16 protein-coding genes are annotated in these 20,395 nt (G+C 55.3%); 4 read left to right on the forward strand and 12 right to left on the reverse strand.

The window, feature by feature from the left end; translation table 11 throughout:
- Positions 1-49: 49 nt before the first annotated feature.
- The 4 genes from KP702_RS11605 to KP702_RS11620 form a co-directional block, all read right to left on the reverse strand.
- A complete protein-coding gene (locus KP702_RS11605) occupies positions 50-1,477 on the reverse strand; it encodes an outer membrane beta-barrel protein (protein WP_252348694.1) in 1,428 nt (475 codons plus the stop codon).
- Positions 1,478-1,544: 67 nt separating this feature from the next.
- Positions 1,545-2,909 (reverse strand): ethanolamine permease, encoded by a 1,365-nt coding sequence (gene eat, locus KP702_RS11610; RefSeq protein ID WP_202207904.1) that lies wholly within the window; start codon positions 2,907-2,909, stop codon positions 1,545-1,547.
- Complete coding sequence (gene eutC, locus KP702_RS11615; protein WP_202207903.1) at positions 2,906-3,703, reverse strand: ethanolamine ammonia-lyase subunit EutC; 798 nt, start codon at positions 3,701-3,703, stop codon at positions 2,906-2,908. The genes eat and eutC overlap by 4 nt, the downstream gene beginning before the upstream one ends.
- A 2-nt stretch (positions 3,704-3,705) precedes the next feature.
- A complete protein-coding gene (locus tag KP702_RS11620) occupies positions 3,706-5,088 on the reverse strand; it encodes an ethanolamine ammonia-lyase subunit EutB (protein WP_215768982.1) in 1,383 nt (460 codons plus the stop codon).
- A gap of 182 nt (positions 5,089-5,270) precedes the next feature.
- Between KP702_RS11620 and KP702_RS11625 the strand changes: the two genes are divergently transcribed.
- From KP702_RS11625 to KP702_RS11640, 4 genes are all read left to right on the forward strand, one after another.
- Positions 5,271-6,335: an AraC family transcriptional regulator gene (locus KP702_RS11625; RefSeq protein WP_215768983.1), complete on the forward strand. Its 1,065-nt coding sequence runs from the start codon at positions 5,271-5,273 to the stop codon at positions 6,333-6,335.
- 39 nt (positions 6,336-6,374) lie between these two features.
- Positions 6,375-6,797 (forward strand): alternative ribosome rescue aminoacyl-tRNA hydrolase ArfB, encoded by a 423-nt coding sequence (gene arfB, locus KP702_RS11630; protein ID WP_202207900.1) that lies wholly within the window; start codon positions 6,375-6,377, stop codon positions 6,795-6,797.
- Positions 6,798-6,813: 16 nt separating this feature from the next.
- A complete protein-coding gene (locus KP702_RS11635; protein ID WP_215768984.1) occupies positions 6,814-7,371 on the forward strand; it encodes a DsbA family protein in 558 nt (185 codons plus the stop codon).
- 74 nt (positions 7,372-7,445) lie between these two features.
- Positions 7,446-9,575 (forward strand): M3 family metallopeptidase, encoded by a 2,130-nt coding sequence (locus tag KP702_RS11640; protein ID WP_215768985.1) that lies wholly within the window; start codon positions 7,446-7,448, stop codon positions 9,573-9,575.
- A gap of 4 nt (positions 9,576-9,579) precedes the next feature.
- Here the strand turns inward: KP702_RS11640 and KP702_RS11645 are convergent, their stop codons facing one another.
- The 8 genes from KP702_RS11645 to KP702_RS11680 form a co-directional block, all read right to left on the reverse strand.
- On the reverse strand, positions 9,580-10,752 hold the full coding sequence (locus KP702_RS11645; RefSeq protein ID WP_215769005.1) for a cytochrome-c peroxidase: 1,173 nt from the start codon (positions 10,750-10,752) through the stop codon (positions 9,580-9,582).
- A 161-nt stretch (positions 10,753-10,913) separates the two neighbouring features.
- On the reverse strand, positions 10,914-12,566 hold the full coding sequence (locus KP702_RS11650; RefSeq protein WP_215768986.1) for a phospholipase C: 1,653 nt from the start codon (positions 12,564-12,566) through the stop codon (positions 10,914-10,916).
- A 957-nt stretch (positions 12,567-13,523) separates the two neighbouring features.
- A complete protein-coding gene (locus KP702_RS11655; protein WP_046901882.1) occupies positions 13,524-14,297 on the reverse strand; it encodes an SDR family NAD(P)-dependent oxidoreductase in 774 nt (257 codons plus the stop codon).
- A 24-nt stretch (positions 14,298-14,321) separates the two neighbouring features.
- A complete protein-coding gene (locus tag KP702_RS11660; protein WP_211496249.1) occupies positions 14,322-15,425 on the reverse strand; it encodes an ABC transporter ATP-binding protein in 1,104 nt (367 codons plus the stop codon).
- 53 nt (positions 15,426-15,478) lie between these two features.
- Positions 15,479-16,306, reverse strand: a complete 828-nt coding sequence (locus KP702_RS11665; protein ID WP_202207895.1) for a carbohydrate ABC transporter permease — start codon at positions 16,304-16,306, stop codon at positions 15,479-15,481.
- Position 16,307: 1 nt separating this feature from the next.
- Positions 16,308-17,216 carry a carbohydrate ABC transporter permease gene (locus KP702_RS11670; protein ID WP_202207894.1) on the reverse strand — a complete coding sequence of 303 codons (909 nt, stop codon included), beginning with the start codon at positions 17,214-17,216 and terminating at the stop codon, positions 16,308-16,310.
- Positions 17,217-17,227: 11 nt separating this feature from the next.
- Complete coding sequence (locus tag KP702_RS11675; RefSeq protein ID WP_202207893.1) at positions 17,228-18,544, reverse strand: sugar ABC transporter substrate-binding protein; 1,317 nt, start codon at positions 18,542-18,544, stop codon at positions 17,228-17,230.
- An 85-nt stretch (positions 18,545-18,629) separates the two neighbouring features.
- On the reverse strand, positions 18,630-20,261 hold the full coding sequence (locus KP702_RS11680) for an FGGY-family carbohydrate kinase (protein WP_202207892.1): 1,632 nt from the start codon (positions 20,259-20,261) through the stop codon (positions 18,630-18,632).
- Positions 20,262-20,395 lie beyond the last annotated feature (134 nt).

A 20,395-nucleotide genomic window follows, 5' to 3' on the forward strand; every position in this document is an offset into this window, starting at 1 on the left:
TCAAGGAGTTTTGCATCTCCCTCTGTTTTGAAAGGGAAGGTGTGGCAGATCAGAAACTCAGGACAGCATCCAGATTGAACCACAGCATGTTGTTCGTCCCGTTATTCACCGTTCTGGAAGAGACTGTGCCGGATTGATTGAAAGGGTGCGTTCCATTCAGGGATTTGTCCAGACGGATTTCAGGTCGGACAGTCAGGCTGGCTGGACCCAGATGTCGGTTGATGAAGGTGGGCCGGTACGCCACCCCAACTGTCAGGTCTCCGTATGTGGTCGGCAGGGCGTTATAATACTCGAACGGGCGGTTTCTCAGTGAGTTTGTGTAGGACATGTCGCTGGAATACTGGTTGATGATGCCGCCAGTGTTGTCTCGGAAGATCTCACCTCGGACGTTGAGTGTGAGGGATGGCTGGATGTCCCACGACAGATATGAAGAAACGCCATACGCATCGTCGCGCGACGCATCGTCGTGCAGATAGAGGGCTTCTGCCATGACGGACAAGGCATCTGTAACATGATAAGTGGCGAGAAGGTCCGCGTTATACTGCATGAGATCGTTGGCGGATCGCCCGATGCCTGCACTATTCCACCCGGCGGGTGAGACGATCGTGCGGCCATTATTTGCCTGCGGACCGAAATGGCCAATGGCATGGACATTCAGCTTGCCGCCCATCAGGTTATTCCAGGCAAAGCCAAAGTAGCCTTTGGGGCGGCTATTGTTTCCAGCGCCTCCGAAGGTTGTGGAATTGCCTGCATCGATGCCAAGGATCCAGTCCATGTGATGGCTCAAATGCATCGTGGCCACGACGCCGACCGTCTCGAAGGGAACGATATAGTCGGCAGCATAATTGAAAGAATAGAACGGACGGGCGAGGGCTGGTGTGCCCTCAGCGCCCATCAGGCCGTACATTTGACCGGCCTGGAAGTCGATGCCGTGATGGAAAATCCATGGCGTATGGATGTCGATATGGGCCTGTGTCGGTGCCCACTGGTACAAGCCGCTAATCGTACCGTCGCCCATTCCGATCGTCGGGTCGAAACGTGAGTCAGATCCGTACATCATCTCTACGACAAACCCGATCCCGTAACCGCTTCCGATGGAGGTGACGGGATGCGACAGAGAGCCCATGATCTGGTTAAGGGTCACGGTATTCGCGCGATCAAGATAAAACTGCCCGAAATTCCGTCCGGATCTCGTCCACGGGTTCCCGCTGATACCAGCTTCGACCGTGAGATGTCCGACCAAGCCATCCCAATAGGTAAGGGGACGTCCGGCTTTGGGGGAGAAAAGATTTCCGGCTTTCAACGCCGGAAGATCAGGATCTCCGGCATCGTTCGTATGGGATGCTGTTGGCGGTGGTGTCGGGTGATTGGGGTTGGGCGTGCCGTTTGGCGTGATAGTCGTGTTTGAAGAGGCTGCCGCCTGCGCATAGGCGAAAGACGGCAGGGCGGTTCCGGCCAGCAGACAAAAGACTGCCATGACGTGTTTTTTTGACACGCGAAATTCCGTTCCTGAAGGTTTCGGAAGGGTCGTGAGGAAAAACGGATCAGATTTCTGATGCTACCTGCTTCTGCCCGTTCTGGTATTTCCGCATGAAGAAGAGGCTCAGTATCGTCATGAAGGCCACGTAAATCAGGCAGACTTCTGGGTTGTAATACGTGACGGCGACCAGAAGGATCACAGCGCCTGCCAAGGCAACGCCCGGAAGAACGGGGTAGAGCGGGGCACGATAACTGCGCGCAAGATCTGGTTCCGTCTGGCGTAGGCGAAACAGGCTTACCATGCTGAGAATGTACATCGTCAGGGACCCGAAGACGGCCATGGTGACAAGCGTTGCCGTCAAAGACTGACCGTGGATCGAAATGACGTCATCAGAGAAAATGGCAGCAATGCCGATAACGCCACCGGCAATGGTCGCGGTGTAGGGAGTGTGGAAGCGTGGATGCACCTTGCCGAGAACAGCGGGCAGAAAGCCAGCCCGCGCCATTGCGAAAATCTGGCGCGCATATCCCATGATGATCCCGTGCAAAGACGCGACAAGTCCAAACAGACCCAGCCAGACCAGCATATGCAGCCATCCGCTATGTGCGCCGACAACATGCTTCATCGCCTGAGGCAGGGGATCATTCAGGTTGGCCAACGCATGCCAATCCCCCGCACCACCAGCAAATACCATGACGCCAAAAGCCAGTGCGACCAGCGTTAGAACCCCTGTAACATAGGCGATGGGGATGGATCGGCGAGGGTTGCTGGCTTCTTCCGCCGCCATGGCGACGCCTTCGATCGCCAGGAAGAACCAGATGGCAAAAGGAATGGCCGCGAAGATGCCACCCATGGCCTCCAGTCCGAAATGAGGTGCAACGCCCCATCCATCGTGCAGGAAGTTGTCCCATGAAAAAGCGGGAGCAACGACGCCCATGAATACCAGCAGCTCAATGATTGCGGCGATTGTGATGAACAGTTCGAACGTGGCGGCAATATGGACCCCCACGATATTGAGCGCCATGAAGACGATATAGGCGCCCAGTGCTGCCACCTTTGGGTTCAGATGAGGAAACTGAACGTTCAGATAGGCTCCGATGGCAAGCGCGATGGCTGGTGGTGCGAAAATGAATTCAACCAGTGTGGCCAGACCTGCAATTAAGCCACCCCAGCGGCCAAGCGCACGCTGGCTGTAAGCAAACGGGCCGCCTGCCTGCGGGATCGCACATGTCAGTTCCGTGAAGCTGAAAATGAAACTGGTATAAACGAGCGCGACAAAGACTGTGGCAATCAGAAAGCCTAACGTCCCCGCTGTTGCCCAGCCGTAGCTCCATCCGAAATATTCACCCGAAATGACGAGACCAACCGCAATTCCCCAGAGATGAAACGCACTAAGGGACTTGTTGAGATGCGTCGGAGCAGTGCTCATTGGTCATTGTCCTTTTCCAGGGTTGGAGTGGTGTTTTCGATCAGAGGGGCATCTGGAGCCGCATCTTTGAGGCCGACGCCAGTGAGTTTCAGATGGCGGGCTTCACGCATGAGCCAAGCCAGCTTTGTCGCGGCGGCCGGGATGGTCATGCCATGAGCATGAATGTTGGAGAGGCAGTTACGTGCTGAGTCCGGGCAGCCCACAAAAGGCGCATATGTCAGGTACACGCCCAGACTATCCGCGACGCTGAGACCTGGTCGCTCGCCAATCATCATCACAACCATTTTCGCTCCGAGACTGGCGGCAATGTCGTCCCCCAGAGCGACGCGCGCCTGTGTTGCAATAACCAGCGGGGCGATTTTCCAGTCCGGAAGGCGGCTCTTCATGGCCCGAAAGAGCGGGATGGCGTTTTGCTGGGTGGCAAAAGACGACAGACCATCGCCCGCGACGAACACCACGTCCCAGTCACCTTTTGTGAGAGTGCCGAGCGTTTCTGGGGCCAGCCGGCGGCCAAGATCGGGGCGACGCAAATAAGTGGACCGGTCTGATGCGCGGCTATGGACGATCAGATAGGGCTCAGGCCCTAAAGTCGCTGTCAGGGCTGAAACGTCCAAAGGTGTGTGGACCGCGTCGCGGGCCTGGGCATGAGAGGCCTGAAAATCGAGCACATCCTCGGTTTTCAACGCGTTTCCTGCGCGACCCAGGCCGATCCGGGCACGGGTCAGACGCCGCAAATCCTGCCAGAGGTCCGCTGTGTGCGGTGGAACGGAGGGCGCGTTGCGATCATCCGTCATGGTCAGCGCGCCATTTCACCAAGAAGGGTCTGGCCGGGTGGAATATCCAGCATGCGCTCCGTTTGCGGATCATAGAGGCCCATTTTTTCCAGCCAGCCTGCAAATTCTGGAGCGGGCTTGAGGCCCAGAAGCTTCCGAAGGCTCAGAAGGTCATGGAACGACAGGCTCTGGTAATTGAGCATGATGTCATCAGCTCCTGGCACCCCGATCAGAAATGTGATCCCGGCAGCTCCCAGCAACACCATCAGGTTGTCCATATCATCCTGATCCGCTTCGGCATGATTGGTGTAGCAGGCGTCACACCCCATCGGGACGCCCAGCAACTTCGCGCAGAAATGATCCTCCAGCGCGGCACGGATGATCTGCTTTCCATCATACAGATACTCCGGCCCAATGAATCCGACGACCGTATTGACGAGAAGGGGGTCATAGGCGCGAGCCACAGCATAGGCGCGTGCTTCTACCGTCTGCTGATCAACGCCGTGATGGGCATCGGCGGACAGTGCAGCGCCCTGACCCGTTTCGAAATACATGACATTGTTGCCAATCGTACCGCGGTTCAGCGCTCGGGCGGCCTCATGGGCTTCCTTCAGAATTGAGAGGCTGACTCCGAAACCTTCATTGGCTTTTTGGGTGCCTGCGATGGACTGAAACACCAGATCAACCGCGCCACCACGGTTCATGATCTCGAGCGTGTTGGTGACGTGCGTCAGAACGCATGTCTGTGTGGGAATGTCATAGCGCTGGCGGGCATGGTCCAGCATCTCCAGCAGGGCAAGACCATTGGAGACGCTGTCTGTTGCCGGGTTGATACCAATGACGGCATCGCCCATGCCGCGCAAAAGACCATCAAGCGTAGAAGCGGCGATACCTCTCAGATCATCTGTAGGATGGTTGGGTTGCAGACGTGTGGACAGACAACCTTCGAGGCCGATGGTGTTGCGAAATTTTGTGAGAACGCGGATCTTGCGGGAAACTGTCATAAGATCCTGATTTCTCATGATCTTACTGACGGCAGCAGCCATTTCCGGTGTGATGCCTGGAGCTACGGCTGCCAGTGCTACTGTCGTGGCGTCTTCGGACAGCAGCCAGTCCCGGAAGCCAGCAACAGTCAACGATGAGAGCCGGGAGAAGGCGTTCCGGTCGTGTGTATCCAGAATCAGGCGCGTCACGTCATCCGTTTCGTAAGGGATGAGTTCTAATTTTAGAAATGTATCCAGGGGGAGGTCTGCGAGAGCGTAACGGGCGGCAACGCGTTGAGCGTCGGAAGAGGCAGACAGGCCCGCGAGTTCATCACCAGAGCGGGCAGGAGACGCTTTGGCCAGCAGCGTCTTCAGATCATCAAAGGTGTACTGTTCCCCTCGCAGGGTGCATCTGTAAGCCATGGCCAGAGTCCTCTGCCTTTGCTCATCCCGAAAGTCGCATTTGGGAGAATCAAGGTTTTGTCCGTTATCGCAATTATATCTCTTTCGGACCGAGTTTGACTTGACCCGAAACAACAACGTTTTGACATTTGACGACAATGCGGCCAACACTCGTGTCAAGTGAGCAGCAACAGGAAGACACCATGTCATCCTTTCCCAAGTCTTCCGGATCAGACGTGTATGTCCTGGCGGCCGCCGCTGCCGGTGTGGAAAAATTCCTTACGGAGCAAGGCGGAGACATGGACCGGATTGCTGGGCGCTCGGGTCTTTCAACGCATCAATTCGCCATGCCAACAGATGCATTGAATCTGGGGGCGTACTGCCGTCTGTTTTCCGAAGCCGAAACAGATACGCATGACGGAAACATCGGTCTGCATTTCGGGCAACAGTTCAAACCACGACAACTCGGCCTGATTGGTTATATCGCGCTTTGTTCAGAAACAGTGGGGCAGGCGGCGCAGAATCTGGCGACTTATTTCGGGTACCATCAGGCGCAGACCATCACACGGTTTGTTGAAACGGATGATCATGTCCGGCTCGAATACATGATCGCGGATACGGCCATTCAGGACAAACGCCATGATGCCGAGCTGACGATGGGCATGTTTGCCAATATCTTAAGGGCTGGTCTTGGTGCGGACTGGTGCCCGCAGGACGTTCTTTTTGCTCACGAGCAACCGGAGCAGGCTTCCGAGCATCGAGAAGCGTTTCAGGCCGATGTCCGCTTTTCTGCCGGGATGAATGCTTTGGTGTTCCGGAAAGAGGGGCTGAAAAAGCCCATGCCAGACGCTGATGCCGCTTTGCTACAGGTGATGAAATCTTCACTTGTGACGTTGGCGCGAGGGGCAGGGCACACGGTGCCTGATTCAGGGCAAAGCCTCAAAGAACAGGTTATGGTTCAGGTCCGAAAGTCGATGCGGCAGGGCGGCTCTGAATTCTCTGATGTGGCGGAAAAACTATCCCTATCGCCCTGGACCCTTCAACGCAGACTTGCCCAACTTGGCCTTTCTTATTCCGGTCTCCTGGATGAGACACGTCAGATCGATGCGTTGCGATATCTGGCAGAGCCGAACAAAGATGTTAGTGAGATTGCGTCTCTCCTTGGATATACTGAAACCAGTGCTTTCAGCCGTGCGTTCAGACGATGGTTCGGGGTCTCTCCGCGGGTCTGGAGACAGCAGAACAGCGTCTCAGCGAGCTCTAACTGACTGTCGCACGTTCATCTGTCGGTGTGGTATGGAAGAGGAATGAGTGTTGAAGTCATGCCCGGCCTGTCCCTGCGGGAAGAGGACCTAAGAGTTACCTATATCCTGGCGTCTGGCCCAGGTGGACAGAACGTCAATAAGGTTGCGACAGCTGCGCAACTGCGTTTCGATGTCTCCGGTTCTGCTGCTCTGTCAGAGCGGATACGAACCCGTCTTTTAGAAATTGCGGGCAGTCGGGCGACCCGGGATGGGGAAATCGTTCTGACCGGGCGGCGCTTCCGGACGCAGTTACGCAATCGGGAAGACGTTATCGAGCGTTTGGCAGAAATGATCCGTGAAGCCGCGCATCGACAGGCCTACCGGGTGCCGACACGCCCCGGAAAAGGAGCGCGGCAGCGCAGACTGGATGGAAAAGCCCATAGGGCCGGGATCAAACGCAATCGTCGCATCCGGCTTGATGATTGAGAGGGAGAATAGATACATGACGTTCCAGCTTTCTGCCCTGGAATGGGGCGCAGGACCCAAGGTTCTTGAAGTCTTTCTGGAACCGACCTGCCCATTTTCCGTCAAGACCCTGCGTAAAATACCAGATCTCCTTCAACTTGCGGGGCAAGACCGTCTGACGGTTCGTGTGCGGCTCCAGTCCCAGCCGTGGCATATGTTCTCCGGCGTCATTGTACGGGCCATTCTGGCAGCATCCTTGCTGGAGGAGGGGGCAGAAGCGGCTCTAGCCGTCATGACAGCTATTGCAGATCATCGGGAAGAGTTCGAATTTACCGATCACTGCCGTGGACCGAATATGGACGCTACACCGGCAGACATTCTACAGCGTATTGAGGTTTATAGCGGCGTCCCGCTTGCTGAGGCCTTTGTTCGTCCCGAGGTGACGGCAGCAGTCAAATGGCATGCTCGTTACGGTCGCCAGAACGGTATCCATGTCTCACCAACCTTCACGGTGGATGGCCTGATTGATCCAGCCTTCAGTAGTGGCGACAGTGTGGACGAGTGGGGAGCCAAGCTGTTTCCCGTAAAGGACTGACGAGACAGAGAGATTGGACGTTATGCGGCTTCTTCAATACAGTCGCCATAACGTTTAGCAGTCAGGACTTTTCAATGACTTCCAACCTCTGGACCAGAGCGGCTTTCGCACTCTCGTTTGCCGCGCTCGTTGGCACTGAAGCACATGCTGCCGCAGAAAATCCGTTCTTCAGCGCCAGCACGCTCCCCTATCAGGCTCCCCGCTTTGACCTGATCAAGGACAGTGATTACGCGCCCGCTTTTGAGCGCGGTATGGCAGATCATCTGCGCGAGATCACAGCGATTGCCAACAACAAAGCCGCTCCGACATTCGAAAACACGATTGTCGCCATGGAGAAGTCAGGTCGTCTGCTGGATCGTGTGCAGGAGACGTTCTTTGGTGTTTATCAAGCCAATAGTGATGCCGAACTGGACAAGGTTGAAAGCCGTGAAGCGCCACGTCTGTCTCAGCATGAAGATGAAGTCTATCTGAATGAGCGGCTGTTTGCGCGCGTAAAGGCAATCTACGATGCTCGCGCAAGCCTGAATCTGAATGCCGAGCAGGCGCAGCTTCTGGATGTTTATTACCAGCAGTTCGTTCATGCGGGCGCCCAGCTTTCCAAAGCTGACAAGGTCAAGCTGCGGGCCATCAACACCAAGCTTGCCAATCTTGAATCTGCCTATCAGCAAAAGCTGATTGCTGCTGCAAAAAATGGCGCTTTGGTCGTTGATAGCAAGGAGGCGCTTTCAGGCCTGGATGACGGGACGATCGCCTCCGCGCAGAAAGATGCTGAAAGTCGCAAGCTTTCCGCTAAGTGGGTTCTGCCGCTCCAGAACACAACGCAGCAGCCAGCGCTGGAAAACCTGAGCAAGCGCGAGACGCGTCAGGCCTTGTTCGATCAGAGCTGGAACCGTGCAGAGAAGGGCGACAAGAACGATACGCGCTCAACAATCGCAGAACTTGCCCAGCTTCGCGCGCAGAAGGCGGCTCTCTTCGGTTACCCGAGCTTTGCGGCATACACGCTGTATGATCAGATGGCCAAGACGCCGGAAGCTGCCGAAAATTTCATGAAGCAGCTTGTTCCAGCGGTTGCAGCTGAACAGAAGCGGGAAGCTGGTGTCCTTCAGGATGCCATCCATCGGGATGGTGAGAACTTCACACTGAAGCCCTGGGACTGGAGCCGTTATGCGGAGCAGGTGCGCCATGAGAAGTATGCGCTCAACCAGGATGAAGTGAAGCCATATTTCGAACTGAAGACCGTTCTGACAGACGGTGTTTTCTTTGCTGCCAACCAGCTTTACGGGGTGACCTTCAAACAGCGCACTGACATCCCGGTTTATAACCCTGATGTCATGGTGTTTGAGGTTTTTGATAAGGATGGTTCACAGCTGGGCCTGATGTATTTCGATTACTTCAAGCGTGATACCAAGTCCGGCGGCGCATGGATGTCCAATTTCGTTGGTCAGTCCACCCTGCTGGGCACGAAGCCGGTCATCTACAACGTGGCCAATTTTACAAAGGCCGCGCCAGGTCAGCCGCAGCTCATCACGTCTGATGACGTGACGACCATGTTCCATGAGTTTGGGCATGCCCTGCATGGACTGTTTGCCAGCCAGACATATCCTTCAATTTCAGGGACGAGTGTCGCAAGGGATTTCGTGGAGTTCCCGTCTCAGTTTAACGAGAACTGGGCGCTCGATCCGAAGGTCCTCTCCCATTACGCTCGGCACTACAAGACTGGCGCTCCGATGCCGCAGGAACTGGTCGCCAAGATCAAAAAAGCTGCCCGTTTCAATCAGGGCTATGCCTTGGGTGAGATCGTCGCTGCAGCAGAACTGGACATGAAATGGCATGCCCTCCCGGCGTCAGCACCACGTCAGGATGTGGACAAGTTTGAAGCTGACGCCCTGAACAGCATGGGACTGGACGTGGCCAACGTGCCACCGCGTTACCGTTCGAGCTACTTCCTGCATATCTGGTCCAATGGCTATTCAGCCGGATACTATGCATATCTGTGGACCGAAATGCTGGATCAGGATGCCTTTGCCTGGTTCACGCAGCATGGTGGCTTGACGCGTGAGAATGGTCAGCGTTTTCGCGACATGATCCTGTCCAAAGGGCACACGATGGATTACGGCCCGATGTTCAGTGCATTTTACGGGAAAGACCCGGACATTGAGCCGATGCTGGCGCATCGTGGCATGACAGCTGATAGCCAGAAGTAAAATGTTACGGACGGGTGGGAGACCATCCGTCCGTAAGTGTCTTTAGAAACTGGATGATTTGACTGCGCTCCTGAGGTGTCAGGGCAGGCAGGTCATTTGATTTTCGATCCATCGGTGCGTCCGTGCGATCAAGGTTGGAGCGATACTGGGGCGGGATATCATCCGGAACCTGAAGATGGCCGTGTGTGTCACGGCTGTAGAAGCGTTCTGGGTGGATGTCTCGTAGGACGTAGAAATCCAGAACCTGATGAAGGTCATGAAACACGCCATTGTGGAAGAAGACCTTGCGTTCTGCCACATTGCGTAGGGTGGGCGTCGCGAACATACCGCAATAAGCCGACGACGTCTCAATGCCCCCCGGCATGACTTCACACAATCCCAGATCGAAATGCCCCGTGTCGTACGGCCCCATCAAAGCCTGATTGCGCGGGGCGCCCAGTGCTTCGTATTGGCGATCCGTGAACAGTGGCGGAAGATTACCTGGAAGCGGCCGATCCAGGTGGCAGGCCGCACAGTTGCCTTTTGTCGGATCGTTGAAGAGCCGATATCCAGCACTCTCTTCCGGTGTGAAACGGGCTTTTCCTTCAAGCCAGGAATCGAACTTGCTGTCATAGGCATGGAAAGACGGATCTTCGATCTGGTAGCGCGCAAGAGCAAACAAGGCTTCAGACAGCAGCAGGTCAGGGGATGCGTCAGTCGCAGGACCGCCTAGAGCTTTTAGCCGTTGGATGTACTGGGCATTTTCAAGCCGATGAAGCGCAATCTCCGGGGTAGAGGCCATTTCAGCCGGATCATAAAGGGGGCCTGAAGCCTGCTGCTGGAGCGTATCGGCCCGACCGTCCCAGAACATTCCTCCTTGAGGCACCATACTGATCGTTGCGGACGCGGCTGCATTCTTCGGTGACCGATTAGCATCGGGTGCTGCCGAAGCCAGAACGGGTGCCGTCTCACTTTCTGGATTATCCGGGCCTATGCTGAAATTTGGCACGTGCTCCAGATATGTCAGGGAAGGAATGGCTCTGCGGCCATGGCTTGCCAGTGTTGGGCCTCCCAGAAACACGGAGGCAGCACCGGAAGGCCCGTAATGATGTTTTGGGCTGTGACAGGATGCACAGGACAGACGTCCTGAGCCCGATAGCAAGGGGTCGTAAAAGATTTCACGCCCGATCTTCGCCATCTCGGAAAGAGGGGCATGCGCGGGCCGATGTAATTCGACCGGACATGGATTGCTGCCGTCCCGGGTTGGCAAACATTGATCCGAAGCGACAGCTTGACTGGCCAGCATGGCGGACATCAGGCCGCCAGTCAGCGCCGCTTTGAAAGAACGGAATAAAACGGTCAAAGCGATGTAGCGGGAGCCTGTTGAACAGGTTCACCTGTCTCCGGATTCAGGAAAACGGGTGTGAGGTGTGGTGTCTGCTTGAAGTCGAACAGATCAGACAGATCGGTAGCATCTGCGTCAAACGATCCTTGCCCAAGACGCTTACCGTGAAGCCAGTTATCTTCAATGAAGCGGGTGATGGAACTCTGGGTAATCTGGGTATGACTGACGTAATTATGCTTGGCCCATGGAGACAGCACGATTAGAGGAATTCTGGTTCCCGGACCACAACGGCCGTTGACCGGCTGACCAGATACACCGGTTGAAGCTGGTGCCGTACCGCAGCGTCCGGGTCCATTGAGCTGATCTGCCGGATTATCATAGGAGCCGTGGGTTGGCGTGACATAAGCATGATCGTACCAGCCATCGGAATCATCGTAAGCGATTATAATGGCCGTATCGTGCCAATGCGGGCTTTGCTGAATGAGATTGATAGCGTTCACCACGCCCTGCTGTTCGTCCAGTGGGTCCGAATAGCCGGCATGGCCATCCTGAAAGGCTGGCATTTTCAAAAATGATACGGCAGGCAGATCTCCTGCCGCGACGACTTTATAAAAATCTTTCAGGTCATATTGATGGTTAGCCGGGTCTCGGTGGATACCATCCTGCTGAAACGTACGCCCGATGGCGCTGAGCGATGATGGTCTCGCATGCGTCGGATTGGACGTTGTGGCGTAATACTGGAACCAGTTGTGATGAGGAATGTAATCAACCACATTCTGGGCCACGACAGAAGAATAGGTTTGGCGGTTGCAGCCTGTCGTGCCGTCAGCGTTATGAGCGGTCAGATCAAACCCACCCATAAACCCGCCCCATGTCAGGTTCTTTTCGTTCAGCAGGTCGCCGATGTTCCGGCTGGTCATCATGACCTGTTCAGTCGGAACAGAGCAGACATCTCCAGCCGGATCGATATCATTAACCATGGTCCAGCCACCTTGCCCGTCCGGAATGAAGGGTGACTGGACAGTTAGGGTGGACCGTCCCTGCGAGCTTTTAACGATCTTCATGCCATTGGTTTGCCCGGAGACCACTTCCAGAGCACCAGGAGTGGAGGGGCCATAAGTGTCCGTATAGGTGGCGTCACTCATGGCGAAATTCTGAGCGTAGTTCCACAAAGCCGTAACGGTGTTACCGTCAAAATAGCCCATCACTTGGCCGCGCGTTGAGAAAGCTCCGACGCCCCCCGGCGCACCACGACCAGTGTGACGAGGGAACAGGTCTGCCAGCCCATGATGATAAGCCTGTTGCTCAGCCGTGTAGGCGTGGTTCTGATCGGCAGTGCTGGCCTGTGTTCTGTCTAGACGGAAGGGCAAAGACGCATCTCGGCCGTTTTCAGCGCGAGTGTTAGGATTTTTTAGCAGAAGAGCGGCCGCGATGAGCGTATTGGCGTTCGGCGTGGCTGCCGCCGCATGAAAAGCAGGCTCTCCGGCAGGGTTCGCTGCCGATGGATACGTTCCGAAGTAATGATCGAAGGAGACGTTCTCCTGATAGATCACGACCAGATGATGAATTGGAGTTATTGCCTCCGGAGGCTGCGTTTCAGCGGCATGGGCCGGGGCGTGCAGGAATGGGAGGAGCGTGGTGAGGAGGAGAGCTGAACGTAAAGTCATGCAGGCAGAAATCTAGCTTCTCTGGTGAGACTGGGAAGTGCGGCGTTTGTTATCTTGTTCTGTACTGGCAAACAGGAGGTGGAGGCTAGAACTTTTGTCCTGTACGATCTGGTTGTTCCAGGCGGTCATGAGTGTTTCCCGCCAGAGTTCGTGAGGCTGCTTTAAGGTGGGCTGGTTCATTGGAAAGCCTTCTTGATGAAGCAGGCGACAGAGCCAATGGCACCATAGCGGACGAATGAGCGGGGAAATATTATGGTTTGATTAAATAGAAACCAAATATACTTTTATTTTGGTATGACATCTAAAATTCTGCACTTTGCCATTGCGTCAACAGGGTCGATCATTGCGTTTGGGGTGTGCTTTTTTCTGGCCCATTTGTTTGATCTTGCCAATAGCTTCCATGTACTGAAAATGCTGGTGTGACAGTCATTGGCATGAATTCTCTCAAGCTGAAGAGCGCAGTGGTCTGGCCCGGCCTGATGAATCTTCTAGGTTTGTTGCTTGCAGTATTGCAGTTGCTTACACCTTGATAGAATTGTTGCTGCACAATGTTCGATCGTCCCAAAACTCTGTCGCTCCAATAATAGTCGCCCTGTTTGCTCGGCATCCGGACAAGGGTCTAAAATTGTTTTTCATGCTGAGTCAGTAAAAGATTGATTCTTCGATCATTGTCCGGAACCTTTACAAATTCTTCGTCCGGATGAAAGGTCTGGGTATTTTCTTCAATGATTGAAGAAGCCTATTACGGTGAGCCAATAGGGCTGGGATCTAGAATTTCGTAACGCCAGACACCATTCCGGCGTTTGGAACGGCAGCACACGTCTTGTACTCTGCTATACCGATTAGAAGGCACTTACGACCGTACTACCTGTGAGGCAGAAGACAGACTCTCTTATGCCTCACAGGTAGTACAGGAGCAATTGGGCCTGTTAGACAGGCCCAATTGTAGAAAGGTATTTACCAGACGGTAAAGCCTGCATCGACGTTAACGATGGCACCGGTCATGAGGCTGGCGGCGTCTGAAGCCAGGAACTGCACGACGGATGCCACTTCATCCGGCTGGCCAACTCGGCCCATTGGGGTTCCGGCGATCCAGGCGTCATAGAGTTCCGGCTTTTCCATGCCGAAACGCGTCAGGGTTGTCTCAATATAAGTCGGGGCCACGGCATTGGCGCGAATGCCATGAGGGGCCCATTCTGCGGCCAGCGAACGAATATACTGATGTACGCCCGCTTTTGACGCGTTGTAGGCAGCCTGCTGCTGGGGGCGATTGACGATCTGGCCGGACATGGAGCCAATCGCAACGATGGCGCCCTTTTTCTGCTCGATCATGATCCGGCCAACAGCCTGACAGCACCGGAACATGCCGTTCAGGTTGATGTCCACCTGTTTGAGCCACTGCCCATCCGTCATATCCTCGGCTTTGACTTCTGAAATACAGATACCGGCACAGGCAACCAGAATATCCAGATGCCCCTCTTTCTCGTGAAGGGTTTTGATTGCGGACTGAACGCTCTCCGTGCTGGTGACATCCATCCGAATGCTATCCACATTCAGGTCCTGCTTGCGCAGATCTTCCGCAGATTGTGCAGCAAGTGTTTCGTCCAGATCTGCGATGATGACGCGCGCGCCTGCTTCTGCCAGAGCCGTGACGCAGGCGAGGCCAATATTCTGTGCACCGCCTGTGACCACTGCGACGCGACCGTCAAGGCGAAGTTTTTCCATGTACATGATGTATATTCCTGGGAAGAAAAATCAGGCGGCAAGGGGATGACGGCGGCAGGCCTCGAACGCCAGGCCATCAGGGGCGAAAAGGTGGCAATGCTGCGGAGGAAGCTTCAGGCTGACCGGCGTGTCGACTTCTAGGGTTGTGAAACCGTCTGTCTGAACAACGATGATCTGCCCGTCGGCACAGCGGACATGAACCAGCGTGATGGCGCCGAGGCGCTCGATAACTTCCACAACCCCACTATCATCACTCGCGGGAGCCAGCTCAACGTGTTCTGGGCGAATACCGACTGTAATCTTGGTTCCGGGCAAAATATCCGGTGGCGAGACCGGGACATGCAGAAGAGTACCGTCCCGGAGCTGAACACTCGATCCGTCCTGCCCGCCATTCTGGAAAATAGCGGAGAAGAAGTTCATGGGAGGTGAGCCGATGAACTTGGCGACAAACAGGTTGCGCGGGTGGTGATAAAGCTCCAGCGGTGAGCCAATCTGTTCCACGACACCTTTCTGAAGAACCACGATCTTGTCCGCCATTGTCATGGCTTCTACCTGATCATGGGTCACATAGATGGTGGTCGCGTTCAGCTTGCGATGGAGGGCCGAAAGCTCCACTCGCATCTGGCCTCGCAGGGCTGCATCCAGGTTTGAGAGAGGCTCGTCAAACAGGAAAACCTTCGGGTTACGCACAATGGCGCGGCCGATAGCAACACGCTGCCGCTGGCCGCCTGAGAGCTGACCCGGCTTGTGATGCAGATAGGGTTCAAGCTGAAGCGTGGCGGCAACATGCTTGATCTTCTCGCTCCGTTCTTTCTCCGGCACCCCAGCAAGTTTGAGGCCAAATTCCATGTTCTTGTAGACGTCCATGTGCGGGTAGAGCGCGTAGGACTGGAACACCATGGCAAGGCCGCGTTTTCCGGGTTCCACGTCGTTGACGCGCTGACCGTCAATCAGAAGGTCTCCGGAAGTGATGTCTTCAAGGCCTGCTATCATACGAAGCAGCGTGGATTTTCCGCAGCCGGACGGACCGACAAACACCACGAATTCACGGTCCTCGATCGACAGCGAAATGCCTTTGATGATTTCTTCCGTAAGATAGGTTTTACGGAGGTTTTTGAGTTCAAGAGTTGCCATGAATCAGGTCCCGTTCCTGAGCGTTTGGGGGACGGAGAAAGCTAGGGTAGCCATCATTTGACGGCTCCAAAGGTGAGGCCACGTACGAGCTGTTTCTGGCTGATCCAGCCCAGAACAAGGATCGGAGCGACTGCGAGTGTGGATGCGGCGGATAGCTTGCCGAAAAACAGTCCTTCCGGTGAGGAGAAGGAAGCAATGAATGCTGTGAGCGGAGCGGCATTGGAGGAGGTAAGATTGAGAGACCAGAAAGCCTCATTCCAACACAGGATCAGCGACAACAGGGCTGTGGAGGCGATCCCTGGCAGGGCAAGGGGAAGCAGGACCATTGTCATTTCCTGCCAGCGTGTTGCCCCATCCATGCGACCAGCCTCAAGAATTGGGGCAGGAACTTCCCGGAAGAAAGTAAACAGCATCCAGACGATGATGGGCAGGTTCGTCAGCATGTTGACGATGGCCAGGCCTGTGCAGGTGTCCAGAAGGTGAGTGCTGCGAGCCAGAAGATAGATTGGTACGAGCACCCCAACAGGAGGCAGCATGCGTGTCGACAACATCCACAGCAACGTCCCGCGTGTGCGCTTTGAGGGCATGAAGGCCATCGAGTATGCCGCCGGAATGGCAAGCAGGAGCGCGCCCACAGTAGCGCCAACCGAGATGATGACGGTGTTGAAGGTGAAGTGCCAGTAACTTGCGCGCTCGAACACTTCCGCGTAGCTGCTGAGGGTCGGCGCGAAGATCAGTTGGGGCGGTGTTGAGACCGCCTGAACTTCGCTCTTGAAGCCCGTCAAAATCATCCAGAAAATGGGAAAGAAGAGCCATAGCGCAATACCCCAGCCCAGACAGGTGACGGCGATTTTTGTACTGCGTTTTGTCTTGATCGCCATCTCACACCTCCAGGTTACGTGCGACAGAGCGCACGAGGAACATCGCAGCGACATTCGCAATAATGATGGCCAGGACACCACCAGCAGAGGCGCCGCCGACATCAAACTGAAGCAATGCGCGGGAGTAGATGAGATACGCCAGGTTGGTGGATGCCACTCCAGGGCCGCCTGCCGTCGTGACGGAGATCTCCGCAAAGATTGTCAGCAGATAAATCGTCTCGATCATCACGACGACGCTGATAGCGCGGCTCAGGTGAGGGAGAATGATATGACGGAACTGAGCGATCGGACCGGCACCATCCATCCGTGCGGCCTCTTTCTGCTCGCTATCCAGTGACTGGACGGCTGTGAGGAGAATGAGGACGGCAAATGGCAACCATTCCCAGCTGACGATCATCATGACTGTCAGGAGCGGGAACCGGGCAAGCCAGTCAATTGGCGTTAAACCGACAGCCCGCATCATGGCGGAATAAACGCCATAGATCGGGTGCAGCATCAGGTTCTTCCACAGCAGGGCAGACACTGTCGGCATGACGAAGAACGGAGAAATGACCAGAACACGCGCAATACCGCGCCCGAAGAACTCCTGATCGTAAAGGATGGCCAGAAGCGTGCCACCTCCTACGCTGATGATCAGGACGCCAACGACCAGAATGACTGTATGCAACAGGGAATACAGAAAATCCGGATCAGTCAGAAGGTACCAGTAGTTGCTGAAGCCAGCGAAGCCGTGAAGCGTCGGGTCAATCAGATTGTAGTTGATCAGCGAGTACCAAAGCGTCATCGCCAGTGGGACGAGGGACCAGACGAGAAGGATCAGAACGGCAGGCGACAGGAGCAGAAGCCCCGTTCGCTTGCCTGTGCGTTCTGATGCCCCTTTTGGGGGGCTATGTTCTAGAACTGCCTGCATGGCACTCTGCCTTACTTGGCGCGGCCAGACTGGCGCAGCGAACGGGTGACAGAAGATTGTGCTGCAGCCAGAGCCTGATCCACGGTCATCTGGCCGGAAAGGGTCGCGGCGACTGTCTGCCCGACCTGAGTACCAACCGCTTGGAATTCAGGAATTCCTACAAACTGCGCTCCGGTATAGGGGCGCGGGTCTGCTGTTTGTCCACTTGGGTCGGCAGTCTTGATCGCGTTCAGAACGAACGACGCAAACGGGGCAGCTTTCTGGTACTCGGAGGCAGCATATGTTGAGGCACGGGTGCCAGCGGGAACTGCAACCCATCCCTTTCGGTCCGCAACCAGCTTCACGTATTCCTTGGAGGTTGCCCATGTGATGAAGGTCTGGGCGTCCGTGCCCTGATGGGAACTGACGGGAACGGCAAGGCTCCAGCTCCACAGCCATGTTGGTCCCTTGCCGTAGGGGCCTTTGGGAGCCGACGCGAAGCCGACTTTGTCGGCTACCTGAGACTGCTTCGGATCGAACAGGAGGCCGCCGGCAACGGTGGAATCAATCCAGATGCCGCAATGTCCACTCGCGAAGAGTGCCAGATTTTCATTGAATCCGTTGGATGTGACGCCCGGTGGGCCGTCTTCCTTCAACGCCGAGACATACCATGTCAGAGCTTTTTTCCATGCGTCTGACGTGAGCATTGGCTTCCAGGACATGTCGAACCACTGGGCACCGTATGTGTTCGCCAGCGACGAGACATAGGCCATGTTCTCACCCCAGCCAGGCTTGCCACGAAGACAGATGCCATAGACCTGTCCTGACTTGTCTGTGATCTTGTCGGCGAACTGCCGGATCTGATCGTAGGTAGGTGCGTCTGGCATCGTCAGACCGGCTTTCTGGAACAGATCCTTGCGGTAGTAGGTCATGACGCTCTCGGCATAGAAGGGGAGAGCGTAAAGCTTGCCGTCTGATGTCAGGGCTTCCCGAACCGATGGCAGCACATCGCTAATGTCGTATGCGGCGTCCGGCTTGATTTCTGTGAGCCAGCCCTGTTTTGCCCAGATGGGCACTTCGTAATTCCCGATCGTCACAACGTCGAACTGACCGGTTTTCATGGCAATGTCGGTTGTGACGCGCTGGCGCAGAACGTTCTCTTCGAGAGTCACCCAGTTGAGATGAATATCGGGATGCGCTTTTTCAAACTCCTGCGACAGCTGACGCATGACGATCATGTCCCCGTTGTTCACGGTTGCGATTGTCAGGGTGCCTGCGGCTTGCGCAGTAGAAAGAACTGAACCGCTCAAGAGAACTGCAAGGGTGCAGGCTGTTTTCAGACGAGACATGGAACTCAGACCTTTGAAAAAAGAGCCGCGAACGGAGTTACGCACGACAGCTTGGGTTTTCGGGAGGCAGATCAGTGAGTGGACGTTATTTCAAAGCATCCTGCATTTTCTGACGCCATGCGAGCTGGCTTTCGAGCATGTCGTGACAGATGGAACGTTTGGCAGCGTGGTAAGTCTTCGTTTTCACATCTGGCAGGATTTCGCTGCCAGCATGGCTCATTTGAGCCATAGCTGCGCGCAGAGTGGCATATTGGCCGCTAGCGACAGCTCCCAGAATGGCCGCCCCGAGAAGAACGGAATCAGGCTCTTTTGGGAGGAGAATACGACAGCCGGTTGCATTTGCATGTTCGCGCAAGAAGATCGGGTTCTTGGTGCTTCCTCCCGTGGCCAGAATTGTGTCGATCCGGTAGCCTTGGGCGTTGAGAGCATCAATGATGTCCTGCGTGCCGTAAGCCAAACCCTGGAGGGTAGCCAGATAGAGCCTGGCGAGATCATCCGGCGTCGCTGACAGGGCGAGGCCGCTGATAACGCCTTTCAGATCCGGGTCTGCATGGGGAGAACGATTACCATGGAAATCTGGTAGTAGGTGAAGATTGGCTGTACTGCTTCCTGGCAGTTTCCGGGCTTCCAGCTCTTCAATCCGGGTATTGAGGAGGGCATAGATATTACTGCCTGATTGCTCAGCCTGCCGCTTGAGCTCAGGCCCCGCCGCATGATGAGAAATCACGAAATCAATCAGCGCTCCGGTTGCTGACTGACCTGCTTCATTCAGCCACATATCCGGGACCATGGCGTTCCAGTAAGGCCCCCATACTCCGGGCACGAAACGGGCCTCCTTTGACGCCGCCATATGGCAGCTGGATGTGCCACAAATTAAAGATATTGAGCGCTCAAGAACGGCATCAGAAATTGTGCCTTCCGCTTCGATACCCAGAATGCCAAGCCCCCCAGCATGAGCATCAATTGCTGAAACACCAACGGGAATACCAACTTCTAACCCTAGCTCCGCCGCGGCCTGAGGGCTCAAACCATCCCCGACGACACCCCCAAGCGGGCGAATATCATTGCCGATCCGGGCGTAGTTGTCAGCCGTGAGGTCTTCCAGACCGATAGCCTTGAAATATGTGTCATCCCATCTGTCTTCATGGGCCAGATAGGTCCATTTGCAAGCTGTTGAGCAGGCTGAACGGGACAGGGATCCGGTTGCGCGCCAGGTCAGGAAGTCGGGGAGGTCAAAGAAATGGCTGGCTCTGGCGAAAATGTCGGGAAGGTTACGTTTCAGCCACAGGAGCTTCGGCGTCTCCATTTCCGGAGAAATTTTTCCCCCGACATAGCGCAGGACATCGTATCCACCGTTATTAATTTCGGCAGTTTCATTCAATGCACGGTGATCGGCCCAAAGAATAATGTCCTGCTCTGGTGCACCTTGCGGGTCCACCGAGAGCGGCTTGCCGTTCCTATCAAGTACGACAAGGGAACAGGTTGCATCAAAGCCGATCCCGATGATGCGGAAAGGTTCAGTGAGTGTCGCGAGCGCAGTGCGGGTGGCTGTACAGACCGCAGCCCAGATATTTTCGGACGACTGCTGTGCAAAATCCGGGGCCGGTGACCACGTTCTGGTTGGCTGCACCGCAGAGGCCATTTTCTGCCCGGTCAGGGTGAAAATGCCAGCGCGTGCACTGCCAGTCCCAACGTCAATTCCAAGAACCAGATCCATACAGCACACCTAAAGCTGACAAACACACATAAAACACGCTGTTGGGTGGGGATAATCCAGAAAGAAGGACCGTCAAATCTCAAAGCGAACATTCTGGAATGTTACGTTCAATAAATCTGAGGTGTGCTTCTTTC

The organism is Gluconobacter sp. P5B12 (assembly GCF_018812035.1).
GTDB lineage: Bacteria > Pseudomonadota > Alphaproteobacteria > Acetobacterales > Acetobacteraceae > Gluconobacter.

What these genes read in the sequence shown, in the direction of transcription:
- KP702_RS11605 (WP_252348694.1), bottom strand. Translation starts at nt 1,477, where the DNA reads ATGGCAGTCTTTTGTCTGCTGGCCGGAACCGCCCTGCCGTCTTTCGCC.
- eat (WP_202207904.1), bottom strand. Translation starts at nt 2,909, where the DNA reads ATGAGCACTGCTCCGACGCATCTCAACAAGTCCCTTAGTGCGTTTCAT.
- eutC (WP_202207903.1), bottom strand. Translation starts at nt 3,703, where the DNA reads ATGACGGATGATCGCAACGCGCCCTCCGTTCCACCGCACACAGCGGAC.
- KP702_RS11620 (WP_215768982.1), bottom strand. Translation starts at nt 5,088, where the DNA reads ATGGCTTACAGATGCACCCTGCGAGGGGAACAGTACACCTTTGATGAT.
- KP702_RS11625 (WP_215768983.1), top strand. Translation starts at nt 5,271, where the DNA reads ATGTCATCCTTTCCCAAGTCTTCCGGATCAGACGTGTATGTCCTGGCG.
- arfB (WP_202207900.1), top strand. Translation starts at nt 6,375, where the DNA reads ATGAGTGTTGAAGTCATGCCCGGCCTGTCCCTGCGGGAAGAGGACCTA.
- KP702_RS11635 (WP_215768984.1), top strand. Translation starts at nt 6,814, where the DNA reads ATGACGTTCCAGCTTTCTGCCCTGGAATGGGGCGCAGGACCCAAGGTT.
- KP702_RS11640 (WP_215768985.1), top strand. Translation starts at nt 7,446, where the DNA reads ATGACTTCCAACCTCTGGACCAGAGCGGCTTTCGCACTCTCGTTTGCC.
- KP702_RS11645 (WP_215769005.1), bottom strand. Translation starts at nt 10,752, where the DNA reads ATGGCGAAGATCGGGCGTGAAATCTTTTACGACCCCTTGCTATCGGGC.
- KP702_RS11650 (WP_215768986.1), bottom strand. Translation starts at nt 12,566, where the DNA reads ATGACTTTACGTTCAGCTCTCCTCCTCACCACGCTCCTCCCATTCCTG.
- KP702_RS11655 (WP_046901882.1), bottom strand. Translation starts at nt 14,297, where the DNA reads ATGTACATGGAAAAACTTCGCCTTGACGGTCGCGTCGCAGTGGTCACA.
- KP702_RS11660 (WP_211496249.1), bottom strand. Translation starts at nt 15,425, where the DNA reads ATGGCAACTCTTGAACTCAAAAACCTCCGTAAAACCTATCTTACGGAA.
- KP702_RS11665 (WP_202207895.1), bottom strand. Translation starts at nt 16,306, where the DNA reads ATGGCGATCAAGACAAAACGCAGTACAAAAATCGCCGTCACCTGTCTG.
- KP702_RS11670 (WP_202207894.1), bottom strand. Translation starts at nt 17,216, where the DNA reads ATGCAGGCAGTTCTAGAACATAGCCCCCCAAAAGGGGCATCAGAACGC.
- KP702_RS11675 (WP_202207893.1), bottom strand. Translation starts at nt 18,544, where the DNA reads ATGTCTCGTCTGAAAACAGCCTGCACCCTTGCAGTTCTCTTGAGCGGT.
- KP702_RS11680 (WP_202207892.1), bottom strand. Translation starts at nt 20,261, where the DNA reads ATGGATCTGGTTCTTGGAATTGACGTTGGGACTGGCAGTGCACGCGCT.